This window comes from Burkholderia sp. AU27893 (genome assembly GCF_002223205.1).
In the GTDB taxonomy this organism is placed as follows: domain Bacteria; phylum Pseudomonadota; class Gammaproteobacteria; order Burkholderiales; family Burkholderiaceae; genus Burkholderia.
On sequence record NZ_NKFD01000005.1, the window covers coordinates 901,847 to 915,307 of the forward strand.

Annotated in this window: 12 protein-coding genes; 6 read left to right on the forward strand and 6 right to left on the reverse strand. The window is 63.3% G+C overall.

Features of this window, described 5'->3' with window-relative positions; translation table 11 throughout:
* Window positions 1–2: 2 nt before the first annotated feature.
* Both CFB47_RS36295 and CFB47_RS36300 read left to right on the forward strand, forming a co-directional pair.
* Window positions 3–1,421, forward strand: a complete 1,419-nt coding sequence (locus CFB47_RS36295) for an FAD-binding oxidoreductase (protein WP_089464127.1) — start codon at window positions 3–5, stop codon at window positions 1,419–1,421.
* Window positions 1,422–1,453: 32 nt separating this feature from the next.
* The gene (locus CFB47_RS36300) at window positions 1,454–1,708 is read left to right on the forward strand and encodes a hypothetical protein (RefSeq protein WP_089464128.1); all 255 of its coding nucleotides are present in this window, start codon (window positions 1,454–1,456) and stop codon (window positions 1,706–1,708) included.
* A 172-nt stretch (window positions 1,709–1,880) separates the two neighbouring features.
* Here the strand turns inward: CFB47_RS36300 and CFB47_RS36305 are convergent, their stop codons facing one another.
* The 4 genes from CFB47_RS36305 to CFB47_RS36320 all read right to left on the reverse strand — a co-directional run bounded on the left by CFB47_RS36305 (window position 1,881) and on the right by CFB47_RS36320 (window position 6,738).
* Window positions 1,881–3,101 carry a hypothetical protein gene (locus CFB47_RS36305; RefSeq protein WP_089464129.1) on the reverse strand — a complete coding sequence of 407 codons (1,221 nt, stop codon included), beginning with the start codon at window positions 3,099–3,101 and terminating at the stop codon, window positions 1,881–1,883.
* A 724-nt stretch (window positions 3,102–3,825) separates the two neighbouring features.
* The gene (locus CFB47_RS36310) at window positions 3,826–5,178 is read right to left on the reverse strand and encodes a TRAP transporter large permease (RefSeq protein WP_059241306.1); all 1,353 of its coding nucleotides are present in this window, start codon (window positions 5,176–5,178) and stop codon (window positions 3,826–3,828) included.
* Between the two features lie 4 nt (window positions 5,179–5,182).
* Window positions 5,183–5,755: a TRAP transporter small permease gene (locus tag CFB47_RS36315; RefSeq protein ID WP_089464130.1), complete on the reverse strand. Its 573-nt coding sequence runs from the start codon at window positions 5,753–5,755 to the stop codon at window positions 5,183–5,185.
* Entirely contained in the window at window positions 5,752–6,738 is a 987-nt protein-coding gene (locus CFB47_RS36320) for a TRAP transporter substrate-binding protein (RefSeq protein WP_089464131.1), read from the reverse strand. The genes CFB47_RS36315 and CFB47_RS36320 overlap by 4 nt, the downstream gene beginning before the upstream one ends.
* An 871-nt stretch (window positions 6,739–7,609) precedes the next feature.
* Between CFB47_RS36320 and CFB47_RS36325 the strand changes: the two genes are divergently transcribed.
* The 4 genes from CFB47_RS36325 to CFB47_RS36340 all read left to right on the forward strand — a co-directional run bounded on the left by CFB47_RS36325 (window position 7,610) and on the right by CFB47_RS36340 (window position 10,936).
* Window positions 7,610–8,143, forward strand: a complete 534-nt coding sequence (locus CFB47_RS36325) for a MarR family winged helix-turn-helix transcriptional regulator (protein WP_089464322.1) — start codon at window positions 7,610–7,612, stop codon at window positions 8,141–8,143.
* A complete protein-coding gene (locus CFB47_RS36330; RefSeq protein WP_089464132.1) occupies window positions 8,140–9,330 on the forward strand; it encodes an MFS transporter in 1,191 nt (396 codons plus the stop codon). Before CFB47_RS36325 ends, CFB47_RS36330 begins: the two co-directional genes overlap by 4 nt.
* 332 nt (window positions 9,331–9,662) lie before the next feature.
* Window positions 9,663–10,013, forward strand: coding sequence for a VOC family protein (locus CFB47_RS36335; RefSeq protein ID WP_089464133.1), 351 nt, complete (start codon window positions 9,663–9,665; stop codon window positions 10,011–10,013).
* Between the two features lie 344 nt (window positions 10,014–10,357).
* The gene (locus tag CFB47_RS36340) at window positions 10,358–10,936 is read left to right on the forward strand and encodes a DUF4337 domain-containing protein (RefSeq protein WP_089464134.1); all 579 of its coding nucleotides are present in this window, start codon (window positions 10,358–10,360) and stop codon (window positions 10,934–10,936) included.
* Window positions 10,937–11,068: 132 nt separating this feature from the next.
* Here CFB47_RS36340 and CFB47_RS36345 read toward each other — a convergent pair whose 3' ends face one another.
* Both CFB47_RS36345 and CFB47_RS36350 read right to left on the reverse strand, forming a co-directional pair.
* Complete coding sequence (locus tag CFB47_RS36345; RefSeq protein ID WP_089464135.1) at window positions 11,069–11,875, reverse strand: alpha/beta fold hydrolase; 807 nt, start codon at window positions 11,873–11,875, stop codon at window positions 11,069–11,071.
* Between the two features lie 190 nt (window positions 11,876–12,065).
* Window positions 12,066–13,151 carry a helix-turn-helix transcriptional regulator gene (locus CFB47_RS36350; protein WP_256946839.1) on the reverse strand — a complete coding sequence of 362 codons (1,086 nt, stop codon included), beginning with the start codon at window positions 13,149–13,151 and terminating at the stop codon, window positions 12,066–12,068.
* Window positions 13,152–13,461: the final 310 nt, after the last annotated feature.

Below are 13,461 nucleotides of genomic sequence, written 5' to 3' on the forward strand. Positions count from 1 at the left end.
CGATGAGCGCGCTGCCCGACCGCGCCGCGCAGCGGCACGCGCTCGCCGCGACGCTCGGCGACGGCTGGCTCGACGGGGCAACTCGTGACGCGTGTTCATCGTATGAAACCGATGTGACACTGCACGGCGGCATCGCGCTCGGCATCGCTCGGCCCGCGTCGACCGCCGACACGAGCGCACTCGCCCGAGTCGCCGTCGCGCACCGCATCGCGCTGGTCGCGCAGGGCGCGCGCAGCGGGCTCGTCGGCGCGGCCGTGCCCGATCGCAGCGGCACGCAATGCGTGGTGTCGTTCGACCGGATGCGCGCGGTGCGCGTGTTCGACGCGGCGAATCGCAGCATCACGGTCGAGGCCGGCGCGCGGCTGTCCGACATCAACCGCGTGGCGGCCGAAGCCGGCCTCTGCCTGCCGATCGATCTCGGCAGCGATCCCACGGCCGGCGGCCTCGTCGGCGCGAACGCGGGCGGCAGCCGCCTGATCAAGTACGGCGACGTGCGCCGCAACGTGCTCGGCGTCGAAGTCGTGCTCGCCGACGCGGCGGGCACCGTGATCGACGCGCTCGCGCCGCTGCGCAAGCGCAACGCGGGCTTCGACGTCACGCAATGCTTCATCGGCGCGAACGGCGCCAACGGGCTCGTGACGGCCGTGTCGTTCGCGCTCGCGCCTGTCGAACGGTCGTCGTGCGCGGCGTTCGTCGCGTTCGCATCGTACGACGCGGCGCTCGCCGGCCTGCTCGCGTTCGAACGTGCATTCGGCGAGATGCTGTCGGCATTCGAATTCATGTCCGCGGCGGCCGTCGGCTGCGTCGCAGCCGCGTATCCGGCGTCGCGTGTTCCGTTCGAAGCCGACGCTGCCGCGTGCTATGCGCTCGTCGAGATCGCGACCGGCATGCCGGGGCTCGATGCACTGCTCGAGGAACGCACGATCGCGACGCTCGACACGCTGGCGGGCGAGCACGTGGTGCTCGATGCGGCCTGCGCACCGGCCGAACGGTTCTGGCGGATCCGCGATGCGCTGCCGGCCGCGGTGGCGCAGGACGGCATCCCGCTGTCGTTCGACGTGTCGTTTCCGCGCGGCGCGCTGGCCGCGTTCGTCGCCGACGCCGAGCAGTGGATCGCGGCCGTGCATCCGTCGCTGCGTTGTCACACGTTCGGGCATTTCGGCGACGGCGGCTGCCATCTCGTCGTGTCGATCCCGCACGCCAGTGCGGAACGCTACGGGCCGCTGCAGCAGGTGGCGCTGCGCGGCGCGCTGTACGACCGTGTCGTGCGGGCCGGCGGCTGCTTCAGCGCCGAGCATGGCATCGGGCCGGTCAACGTCGCGTACTACCGCAAGCATGTGCCGGCCGCACAACGGCAGGTCGCCGCCGCCATCCAGCACGCCGTCGACCCGCTGGGTCTGATCGGGCGTGTCCGCTATTGATGCGCCGTCAAGCGGCGCCACGGAGAATTCGCATGATCCTTCGACACCCGCCCGGCCTGGGTACCGTTTCCGAACCGGATGACGAACCGCCTTTGTCCGGCATCCCGACCACGCTGCCCGACTCGGGCGTCGTGGTCAACGTGCGAGGCGTGGCGTACGTCATCAAGCTGCCGCCGCGCGATCATGCGCGCCCGGCGCTGTGGCGCGAGCTGGAAGATTGGCGTGACGACCGGTCGGGCGATGGCGCGGCCGGCGACGGCATCGATCCGGGCTGGCAGCAGGACTGATCGGTCGCGATGCGGCGATGATCGCGGGCCTCCACCCTCCCGCGATCATCGTTTCCTGCGCGTGCATCGCCGCTGCCGCGGATATCCCGCTCAATGCCGCCCCAGGCTGAAGCTCACCCGGTCCGCGCAATCCGGAAGACCGACACCGTGGCCTGCATCCGCGAGCCGGACGTCAGAACCCGTGACGATGGAGATGAACCGTGCTTTGCCCGAAGGGGTAAGGCAGCATGTAAACCGCCTGCGCCCCGTGCGCATAGAACAGCCACGCGAGCGTCGCCATGATGATCCCAGCGACGACCGTCGCGAACGGCGACGACGCGCGTGCCGCCTTGTAGCAGGCCTTTCCCAGGAGGAACACGGCGACGAGACCGGTGATCAGACGCACGCCGATCGGCAGCGGCCCGCCAGAATTGCTCAATAGGACGAGCATCCCGTACAGCCCCAACGGCAGGAGCCATTCGGTGTTGCGGGCGAGAAAACCTTCCAGCGTGCGATCGCTGCTGGCCTGCCGACTTCTATCCTGGCTCAACGATGCCGTCGAACGATCGAGCTGCCAGAAGGATCTGACGCCACGCTCGGGCATCGCTTCAGTGACGGGTTTGCCGTCGCCCGTCAGACCCTCCGAACCGTCATCGGACCGCCATACGCACCGGCGATAAATCCACGCGGTCGCCGCGGCGCCCAGAGAAATTTCGACGATCTTGAGCGTGGCCTTGACGACCACCTGGATGGGCAAGGGCGCAGCATGGAGAAGCGGCACGCTGAAAATCGGTGCCTCCAACAGGAAAGGCGGCAGGAAACCCGCAATCATGAAAATAAGGAAGGCGCTCCATCGCTGGCCTTTCATGTCGGACCACACAGCCTTCCACTGCAGCGGCAACTCCAGTGCAACACGGGGGAAAATCAGCAGGTAGCAGAACAGGAAATGCGCCAACGCCACGGTCAGCACAAGGGTGGTGATCAACCCCGCCAAGGCTACCAGCGGCCTGGGGCTCGTGTGGATCGTGAATATGAACCACGTGATCAACGACTGCACGGACACGTACAGCACCCAGTGGAGAAAGTATCGGATATAGGTTTTCCCGGACACGTTCCGCGCGCTCGAAGCATTCCCAAGTAGCACATAGCGCATCAATGGCACGGCCAGCAACGCATTGGCAAAATTCGACGCATTCCCAACGAGGGACTTGAAGCCGCGCACCTTCAGCAGCGCGCTCAACACGGCGTGATCGGGATAGCGCGTGCTGGCGGCACGCATCGCGAAATGCTCCACAAAAAAAATGGCCACCAATACGACCAGCATAAGCACGTGCTGGTCCGGCATCTGGCCGACCGCGCGCCAGGCATCCTGCCAGGTGCCGACGATGCAGGCTTTCAACGTTGGGCGTTTCATGCGTTTGACGAGATGTGAGTCCGGCCGTGACGGCACTGGGCGGCGGGGGCTTCAATCCGGGCCTACCGGCGCGAATGCACGCGGCGTCCGCTTCGCGAAACCGGCCTGCCGAGCGATGCCCGCGTCATCGCTGCAATCGCAGCACGCGGTCGGCTCGATACAAGCTGGATGACAGGTGCGAAGCGCCCCGGGTGAAAGCAAGACGTCTAGCGGATCAACTCGATCCGGTCGATCGCAATGGCGCAATGCCGTGCGATTTTCTCCGCCTCGGCCGCTGCGCAGCCCTGGAGCCTCGATTCCCCGGACGATCGATAATTTTCATTTTCCCCTCGGCGCAGTCATTTCATTCGTGTACTTGTAAGACTTGCTTTTAAATCTATTCGCGAACGGAAACCGTGTCAACAACGCAAATAATTACATTATTGAATATAAGAGAAAGCATTTTGTATTGATTTTTGACGTTCAACGGTTAATGCCGGGCATGCAGGAGCAATTTCGATACGCACCTCCGGACTACCCCGATCCGTCCGCGGGACAACGGGTCGTCAACCGTTCCGAAGCCGCGCAACTCGGCTTCCCGTGCGAAGCGCCCGACTCCGCTCTGAAGTAACCGACCTCTTGCAAGCTCGTGCCGCGCGTCAGTTCTGCGTGAAGGGAACGTTCAACGCGATAGCGGCGCCGGACAACCCGAGTCGTCCGGCGCCGCTGCAGGTGAAACAGCTGATCAGAACACCGCGTGCCCGCTGATCAGGCTAGGCAGCCACGTCGAGAAGAACGGCAGGTACGTGACGATGTTGATCGCACTGAAGATCGCGAGGTAATACGGCCACGCCATCTTAGTGGTCTCGCCGATCGACACGTTGCCGATCGCGCAGCCGACGAACTGCACCGAGCCGATCGGCGGATGCACGAGGCCGAGCGAGCAGTTCAGCAGCAGCATGATCCCGAACTGCACCGGCCCGACGCCGCACGCCATCGCGATCGGCAGGAACAGCGGCGTCGTGATCAGGATGTGCGCGGCCATGTCGACGAACGTGCCGAGGAACACCTGGATGATGTTGATGTACAGCAGCATCAGCCACGGCGCGGCGGTCGACTGCTTCAGCAGCCCTTCGATCGCATCCGGGATCTCCAGGTACGACATCTGGAAGCGCAGCATGTTGGACACCGCGATCAGCAGCAGCACGACGCCCGTCGTGCGCGCCGCATGCGACAGCGCGCGGCGCAGCTTCTCGGCCGTCAGCGTCCGGTAGACCACCGCGGTCAGCACGAGCGAGTACACGACGGCGATCGCGGCCGCTTCGGTCGCGGTGGCAATCCCCTTCGCGACGCACACGAGGATGATCGCGATCACCATCAGCCCGGGCACCGCGCCGACGAAGCTGCGCAGCACCGCATACCAGCCGGGGAACGCAGGCAGCGCGGACGAGCCGTCTTCACGGCGCGGATAGCCGTGACGCACGGCCTGCCAGTACGCGGCGGCCAGCACGAAGCCCATCACCCACAACACCGGCAGCAGCCCCGAGAACAGCAGGTCGCCGATCGACACGCCGCTCACCGGCTGGCCGTGCAGCATCCCGGTGATGCCCTGCGCGGCGAACGCGTAGATGATCATGTTGGTCGACGTCGGCATCAGCGCGCCGGCGAGCGACGCATGCGTCGTCACGTTGACCGCGTACGCGGCGCTGTAGCCTTCGCGCTTCATCAGCGGAATCACCACGCCGCCCATCGCCGACGTATCGGCGGTCGGCGAGCCCGACACGCCGCCGAACAGCGTACAGGCGACGACGTTCGCCATCCCGAGGCCGCCGCGGAAGTGGCCGACGGTCGCCTGCGCGAAGCGCAGGATCCGGTCCGCGATGCCGCCATGCAGCATCAGTTCGCCGGAGAAGATGAAGAACGGCACCGCGAGAAACGAGAACGCATTCATCCCCGAGATCATCGCCTGCATCGCGGTCGCGATCGGCAAGCCTTCGACCATGTAGGTCAGTACGCAGGCGATGCCGAGCGCGAACGACACGGGCACGCCGAGCACGAGGAAAATCAGAAAACTGACGGACAGGATCGCGAGTTCCATGGCGTTATTGTCCCGGCGTAGAACGACGAAGCGCGAGCAGGTGCTCGAGCGAGAAGAGGATGATGGCGATCGCCGCGGGCATCGCGATCAGGTAGCGCACGCCTTCGGGCAGCCCGATGATCGGGATGCGGTCGCCCATCGTCTCGGCGGCCATGCTGCCGCAGCCGATCATGATCATGATCGCGAACGCGATCAGGCTCAGGTGCTGGATCGCGATGACCACCGTGCGCGCCGTCGGCGACAGCCGGCGCACCAGCGAATCGAGGCCGATATGGCCGCCGTCGCGCACCTTCATCGCCGCCCCGAACATCGCGATCACGATCACGAGCAGCAGCGCGATCGGCTCCACGAAATCCGGTGCGTTCTCGAACACGTAGCGCATCACGACCGCGTAAAACACCAGCACCGTCAGCACCGCGAGACACGCCGACGCGATCACGGCCAGCACGCGGAACAGCACGTCGTTCACGCAACGCAACAGCGGCGCGGCATGCCGGCGTGGCGCTGTTGCGCCGTCCGGGGCGGCGGCCCCGCCGCCCGCGGCGGTTGCGCCGTTCAGGGAAGTGCGGCGTGTCACTTGGTGGCCTCGATCTCGTCGACGATCTGCTTCATCTGCGGCGTCTTCTCATACTTGGTCCACAGCGGCTGCATCGCCTTCACGAACGCCGCGCGGTCGATCTGCGCGGCCGGCAGGATCTTCGCGCCGCCCTTCGTCACCAGCTGCTGCGCGGACGCCTCGCGCGCGGTCCACAGGTTCTGGTAGTACGGCACCGAATCGGCCGCCGCTTTCCTGATCGCCGCCTGCTCCTGCGGCGACAGCGTGTCCCAGACCTTCTTCGAGAACACCAGCACTTCCGGCGTCATCGCGTGCTGCGTCTCCGAGTAGTCGGGCGCCACTTCGTAGTGCTTGGTTTCCTCGTACGACGGCATGTTGTTTTCGGCTGCATCGACGAGGCCCGTCTTCAGGCCCGTGTACACCTCGGCGAACGGCATCGGCGTCGGCGTGCCGCCCATCGCCTTGATTTCGTCGACCATCAGGTCCGACGGTTGCACGCGCACCTTCAGCCCCTTCATGTCCGCCGGCGAGCGCACCGGACGCTTCGCGTAGATCGAGCGCGCGCCGCTCTCGTAGAACGTCAGCGCGATCATCCCCTTCGCGGTGAACGCGTCGAGGATCTTCTGGCCGGCCGGCCCGTACATCGCCTTGCGGAAATGATCGACGTCGCGGAACAGGAAGGGGAACGACGGGATCAGCGATTCCGGCACGATCTCGTTGAACGACGCGCCGTTCACGCGCGCCATGTCGATCGCGCCGATCCGCACCTGGTCGACCGTGTCCTTCTCCGAGCCGAGCGCGCTGTTGCCGAACACCTTGATCGAATCCTTGCCGCCCGTCTGCTTCGACAGTTCGTCGCCCATGAACTTCACGGCCATGTTGGTCGGGAAGTTGTCGCCATGCACGTCCGCCGAGCGGAACACGCGCGCCTGCGCGGACATCGCGAAGCCGGCCATCAGCGCGACGGCCAGGGCGATACGGGAGCGGTTGAATCGGTGCTTCATCGTCAGTCTCCTTGATGGTTGTGCTCTTTGTGGCGCGGCGATCCGTCGGTGTGCGCATGCTTCGGCGCCGTGCTCGCTGACCGCTGAGTCATACGTCGTATGACGTGTTGACGCGAATGTACGTCGGTTAATCGTTTAACTCACTTGGTGCATACCCGTAGAGCTATCCCCATGAGGGGTTTCGGGCAGGTTTCAGGGAATCGTTTTCTCTGTTTAGGCGAGTTTGCGCGAAACGTTTTCCGGGAACGGGCGTGTGTTTGAGCTGGGTGGTCAGCTGATCGCCTCCATCGGCACCGGAAACCAAACTTTCGCTTCGTTTTCAGTTGTCGTAGGATGACTGATCACAGCACCGGCAGATCGGTGCGATGACAGGAGCACACGCCGGCCATGCACCGCCGCGTGCGGCACGACCGGAATGAACGACAGGGAATCCGGGCAGGGGCAGGCGCCCTCGTCTACCCCGCCGTAGGGCGCCGGAGTAATCGCGACCGGCGCGACGGGTTCGCGACTCTGCGTGCCTAAGCTACTGCGACTGCCCTACGCATTGCCGACAACACCTCGCGATGTCGACGTCCGGAGTCGTACCTAATAGGTCGCATGTTCGCGTAGGGCGCACGGCCAACACCATGCTTTTCCGACTTTCGACCCAGTCGAAGTAGCTGGCTTGGCTCGCAACGCCGGGGGCGGCGGCCGGCCCGGAGCAGCCGATCGCCGATATTGCTCTTTGGTCATCCAGATGGCTCTTCCACAGCGGTCAAAGTCATTCGGTGCGCGGACGCGCAATTGGCTGCATCTAAACCTGCCGCCCTTGTGTTTTCACTCAAATATGTGCAGACTGCATATGTGCATGATGCATGTATTGGGGTGCCCTATGACACAGCGTACGGAAAATCTACTCGGCGCACTCGCCGTGCTCGTCACGGACGAGATGTTCGCGCTGCACTCCCTTCCAGCTCTCGCCGGCCCCACTGCGCGGGCGATGCTCAATGCAATCGGCCAATATCCAGACGCCTCTATCGAACTATTGCGCGATGCCGTCGCACTATCGCATCCCGCAGCTGTGCGCGCCGTAGCCGGCCTGGTCGATGCCGGCCTCGTTGAGAAGCGAGCCGGTGTCGATAAACGTTCCGTCGCGCTGGCGCTGACTGCCAGTGGCCGACGGGAAGTAAAGCGTTTGCAGAGCGCGCGCGAAAATATCCTGATGCGCATCGTGGGCCATCTCGATAGCGATGAGCGCCGAGTGCTCGAAAACCTGATGATCAAGATGCTCTGGCACGAGACGCGCGACCCTGCCCAAGCGATGCAGCTATGTCGCTTTTGCGACGACGGGCCATGCCTCAAGGCAGGCTGCCCGGTTGAATGCCGCGAAGAGGGGTTACCCATGCCGGCCCGGAGTGCGCCATGAAACCTTCAGCAGGGGTGCCTTGGTCAGCCATCGCCGCACTGACCGCCGTGTCGATGCTCGCGCAGATCGGGCAGTTCGGCATTGGCTTCATCGTGCTGCCGGTCTGGCTCGCTCATCAAGGCCTCGACGCGCAGCGCGCTGGCCTCTTCGCAGCGTCGCAATGGGCTGGCATGCTCGTGGGTCTGGCGGCGGCCCCGGTGCTGATTGCTCGCATCGGCGCAAGGCGAACGGTATCGCTCGGCCTCGCGGCCAGTATCGTTGCGTTTTCGTCCATCGCCTGGTTGTCGTGGCCGCTCTGGATCGTGCCAGGCATCCTGACCGGACTGGGCATTGGCCTGCGCTGGATCGCTAACGAGTCGTGTCTGTATAGTCTCGTTCCCGAGGAGTTGAGTGGCCGGGTGGTCGGCGTACATGAGACGCTCATTGCGACAGCTGGCGTAATCGCGCCGGCACTGGCCGCTTGGTGCGGTCCAGACGGTTCCGCGACGGTTGTCGCCGGCCTGTCATTTACATCTGCGGCAGCTATCCCACTCTGGTTGACCGCATCGGGGCATCCGCCAAATCTCATTGCACGTGAGGCGACCGCTCACGGAGGCGTCCCGACCGGGCCAGTGAGCGCACTTGTATGCCTCGGCATGGTAGTGGTGGCTGTTGGTGGAATCATCGACGGCGCGCTATATGGTCTCTTCCCACTCTACGCCGGTGCGCGTGGAATGAGCGGCACACAGGCAACCCTGCTGCTGTCTTGCCTCGGCCTGGGCGGGATGCTGCTGCAATTTCCAGTCGGCTGGCTGGCTGACCGCGCTGGTCTGGGATTCACGGTGATCGTGTGTGCGATGACGAGCACGCTGGCACTCGTCACCTTCGCGCTCGCCACGCCAATGACGTGGTTGTTTCCGGCGAGCGGCCTCGTAGTCGGAGGCATGAATAGCGCGTTCATCACACTGGGCATGTACGCGGCTGCACGCAGCGAGAAGACTGCGCTCGTAAGGAACATGCGGCTAGTGTCGCTAGCGTTCACGGCCAGCTCGATCGTCGGGCCGCTCGTCGCTAGTGCTGCGATGAAGACGTTCGGAAACGACGCATTAATGTGGCCGCTTGCGATCGCGAGTGGCGTGCTTGCCGTATTTACGCTCGGCATATGCGAGGGAAAGCGAGAGCGCAGACAACCCTCTCCAGCGAACTGAGCCACCACAGACAACCGCTCCCCATGACTGTGGGTGCCCGCTTGTACGCGGAGAAATCGTACCCAAAGCGGCCGCTGAGCCCCTCAAAGGCCGAAGGGCAGGAACGGGTCGGACAGCGCCCGCTGATACCGAGTTCAGACTGGATCTCCCTTCAATTGAAAGGAGATAGGAAGCGACGTTCCGACGTAACAATCGCACGTCCGCGTATGGACGGTCATGCCTGTTGCATGATGCGCAAGCGTCAATCACTGCATGAGTCTGGCGGACGCTGCTGTGAGCCAATTATTTTGGCGTCTGATACATTCAGTTGGAATCCATATCGGGGATACGTCATGAAGCTTCGTACCGTGTATTTGAAGGTGAGTGATATGGGGAAGTCCACTTCCTTCTGGGAGCGACTTCTCGGATATGAACCGCTTAAGCAGTCCGGCAAGTGGACTGAATTCATGGTCGGCACAAGCAGACTGGGCCTTTTGTTAAACGATTTCGGAGATGAGATAAAAGGTAGCAGCTCCGTGCCTGTCTTTGAGTTCGAAGAAAATGCGCTTCACGAATTCGTGAAGCGGGCTACGGAAAACGGAGCCTCCGTCGTGTTGGACGGATTGAAGGTCGAGTCTATGAAAAGCATCGTATTGAGCAGCCCGGACGGACACGAGTTCGAGCTTTGCATGTGCCGCAACTAACCAACTGCTTTGCAGTTCGTCGCATGTCGTACGAACGACCGCTTGCCGGCGACGAAGGGCCGTTGAAAGAGCCGCGACGAATGTCGTTTCCGGGTCGACTGCTGTCGACCCATACTGGGGAAGTGGCAATTCATGCACAATGTCGAACCGTAGCCCTTTTGGCGGGAGTCGGCGTTCAAATCGCGTGAGGTTCCGCAGACCATGTCTGTTCGTCCATACTTTCGCACGAACGGACTGCCCCAATTGAGCTGCGACCCAGCGATAGTGCCACCACTTGTGCTACACGCTCCTCACGTGCGTGGGAACCGCGTACAAGCCCTTCAACTCATGCGAACGTTCTTGTCATGCCAGAAGATTTCGAAGTTCACGGCCCGCACGATCATGCAGTAGAGCACCCTGCGGCGCATGAAGAAAGCCACGGAGCGGCGCGCATCGCCGTGACGACTGCTGTCCTCGCCTGCGTCGGCGCGATTTCCGCATATCAGAGCGGGGCGGAAGAGAATTTAGCGTTGCTGCACAAGAACGAGGCCGCGATCCAGAAAACCGAGGCAGCTAACCTGTGGGGCTATTACCAGGCAAAGGGCGAGAAGCAGAATCTAGCCGAGCTCGGAGCGGCGTTGAGCCAGGAAGCGTCGCCGCAAAGAAAGCGTTTCGAAGCAGACGCGGCGCGGTATCGCGAAGAGAAGGAGCCGATCCGCAAGCGCGCCGAAGCGCTCGAGCAAGAAGTCGTGAAGAGCAACGCTGCAAGCGAGGAGCGGCTACACCGGCATCATCGTTGGGCGCAGGCCACTACCATCATCCAGATCTCGATCGCGCTTGCTGCGATTACGATTCTCACGCGGCGGAAATGGATGCAACACCTGTCGATGGGGGCTGCCGCGATCGGCGTCGTACTGACAGGGTTGGCGCTCTTCGGTGTGTAAGCGGCCCGACGAGGGGGCGCTTGTGGGCCATCAACAGTCAATCGATAAAACTATCTAGCTCATCGAAAATCGCTTCATACGCCTCCGGAAATTCTTCGTTGGCGTTTTCGCTGCCCCCGCTCTTGCCGGCCTCTACAATTGATCGATGAAACCCGCGATCATGCTCGTGACTTCCTGTGGCCATTCGAGGGACGGCAAATGCGCGGTCCCTGATATTTGGTGGAACGTCCCGCAGGCTACGTTAGCCGCGACGTAACGACTTCTTTCCTGAATACCGACCAGGTCCAGATCCCCACACGCCACCAACGTCGGCACTGATATTTCGCCTAACCGCCCGTAAGCGATCGGTACATCGGTGTTCGTACCCGTTGGCGGCAAACCGAGCGCAACAACGTTCACCTCATCAAACAATTTGCGAGCTTCACCCGTCACGCGCCCCTCAGGTTGAAGTGGACCATCAAGCCAGAGCGTCCGGCGAATCGCGATGGCCTCTTTAATATCATGCTTCGCTTCAGCCGCCGCGAGACGCGTGACCAACTCTTCAACCCGCGCTGCATGAGTGATTTTCGGCGCACCGGTGACGTTCGGTGCGATAAGAACGAGACCGCGGACATGCGACGGATACCGAAGCGCCGCATCGAGCGCAATGCCTCCGCCTTGAGAACAGGCAACAAGTATCGCAGGGAACCCGCGTGCGACCGACTCCAGAACCGCGATCAAATCTCCAACAGCAGAGTGGTCCTCTGCTTCGGCAACTGTTTCTCCAAATCCGCGTCGATCATAGGCGATAGCTTGGTGGCTAGCGCCAATTTCGCGCATCTGGTGGGCCCACATCCGGCGATCCGCGACGCGAGCGTGCAAAAACACAATCGGTTCTCCGCTACCGATGACTTGCGTCGACAGCGTGGCACGGCCTGAACTCGTTATAAGGCTTTCCATCGCGACCCGTCCTGTGTCCACGAACGTGCATGGTACACGCTGCGCTGCCCTGGAGTTTTCGCCGATGCATGGCCGCTTCGCAAGAAACCGACGACCGCAAGGGGGGCGGCTGCAGTCAACCGCGTACAACGAAATGCCACTACGTTGGCGCCGTAGCAAACCGATAGCACGAAATCCGACGCCCGCCCCCTCACGTCTGCATAACCAGCGACGTCAACTGCGCCGCCCGCGCCACCGCCGTCTTCCCATAGATCGATTTGATCTGCGTGCGGATCGTCCCGATCGACACGCCGCGCAACCCGGCGCATTCCTGCGGCGACAGCCCATCGCAACACAGCAGCACCGCAAGATCAGCCTCGGCCGACGACAGCCCGTAGAACACGCGCAGCCGCTGCGCACGGGCCGACGGCGAACGCAGGTCGGCGGCCGTCATCAGCGTCGCGACGCCCGGCCGCTCGCGCATCAGGCGCGATTGCTCGGGCACCGGCATCAGCGCCAGCGGCAACGGTTCGCCCGTTGTGCGCCGTAACAACAGCCCACCGCGCGCGTGCGCTTGCCGCCATTGCGCATCGTCGACGCAGCCTTCCGGCGCGAATCGCCCGTTCACGACCCGCAGCGCCGGTTCCGCCGCGATCAGCTGATCGGCCGCGCGATTCGTGTAGCGCAACTCACGCTGCGCGCCGAGCAGGAACACCGGCACCGGAAGCGCATCGAGCGCCGATTCGGCGGCGGCCACGCGCGCCTCGAGCTCGCCGATCCGCGCCTGGATCTGCAGCGCGCGGCTGATGTGCATCCCCATGTTTTCGATCGCGTGGCGCTGATCGTCGGACAGCCCCTGCGATTCGAGGCCGCCCTGGACGCTGAGGAATGCGCCGGAGCCCTCGCTGCGATGGATGTACAGGCCCGAGATGCTGCCGAGCCCGAAAGGGTGAAGGAATTCCTGATAGAACGCGCTGTGCGCGCGCTGATGCGCGGAAAGGTGCTTGACGTCCTCGAACCAGCGGCCCGCCGGCCAGTCGGCGGCGACCGGCACGACCGGGTCGTACCGATAGAACTCGGTGTTGTAGGTGTGATGACACGCGGCGACCCATGACGCGTCGTCACCCGCCGCCTGCTCGATCGCCGGCACCCGCGCCGCGTCGTCGAAAGACAGCAGCGTGACCATGCGCACGCCGACGCACGATCGCAGCCCGTCCAGCACCGTTTCCCATCGTTGATCGCCCAGCGCCGCAGCGTAGACGTCATCGATCCATGCGGATGGAATCAACCCGTTCATTGGCATCTGGCCACCCCGCGCCGTGCGTTTTTGTCGAACGTCTTCTGCGCATCTTAGTCAATCGGCGCCCACGTTTAAATCACTCGTTCGCGTTTGATCGAAATACCACGTTTGTTAGCGTTTATCGTCAGACGTAATGGCCGTTATTCCGGCATGCACGGTGCCGCCCGCTTTTCATCCGGATCACGGTATGCCATGATGCAGCGCATGACGATTCGAAACACCACGCTCTCGCTGCACCATCACCACGGACGCCCGCTGTTGCGCCGTGGCTCGTTTCGCATCTAGCAATTGCATCGGGTGAATGCCC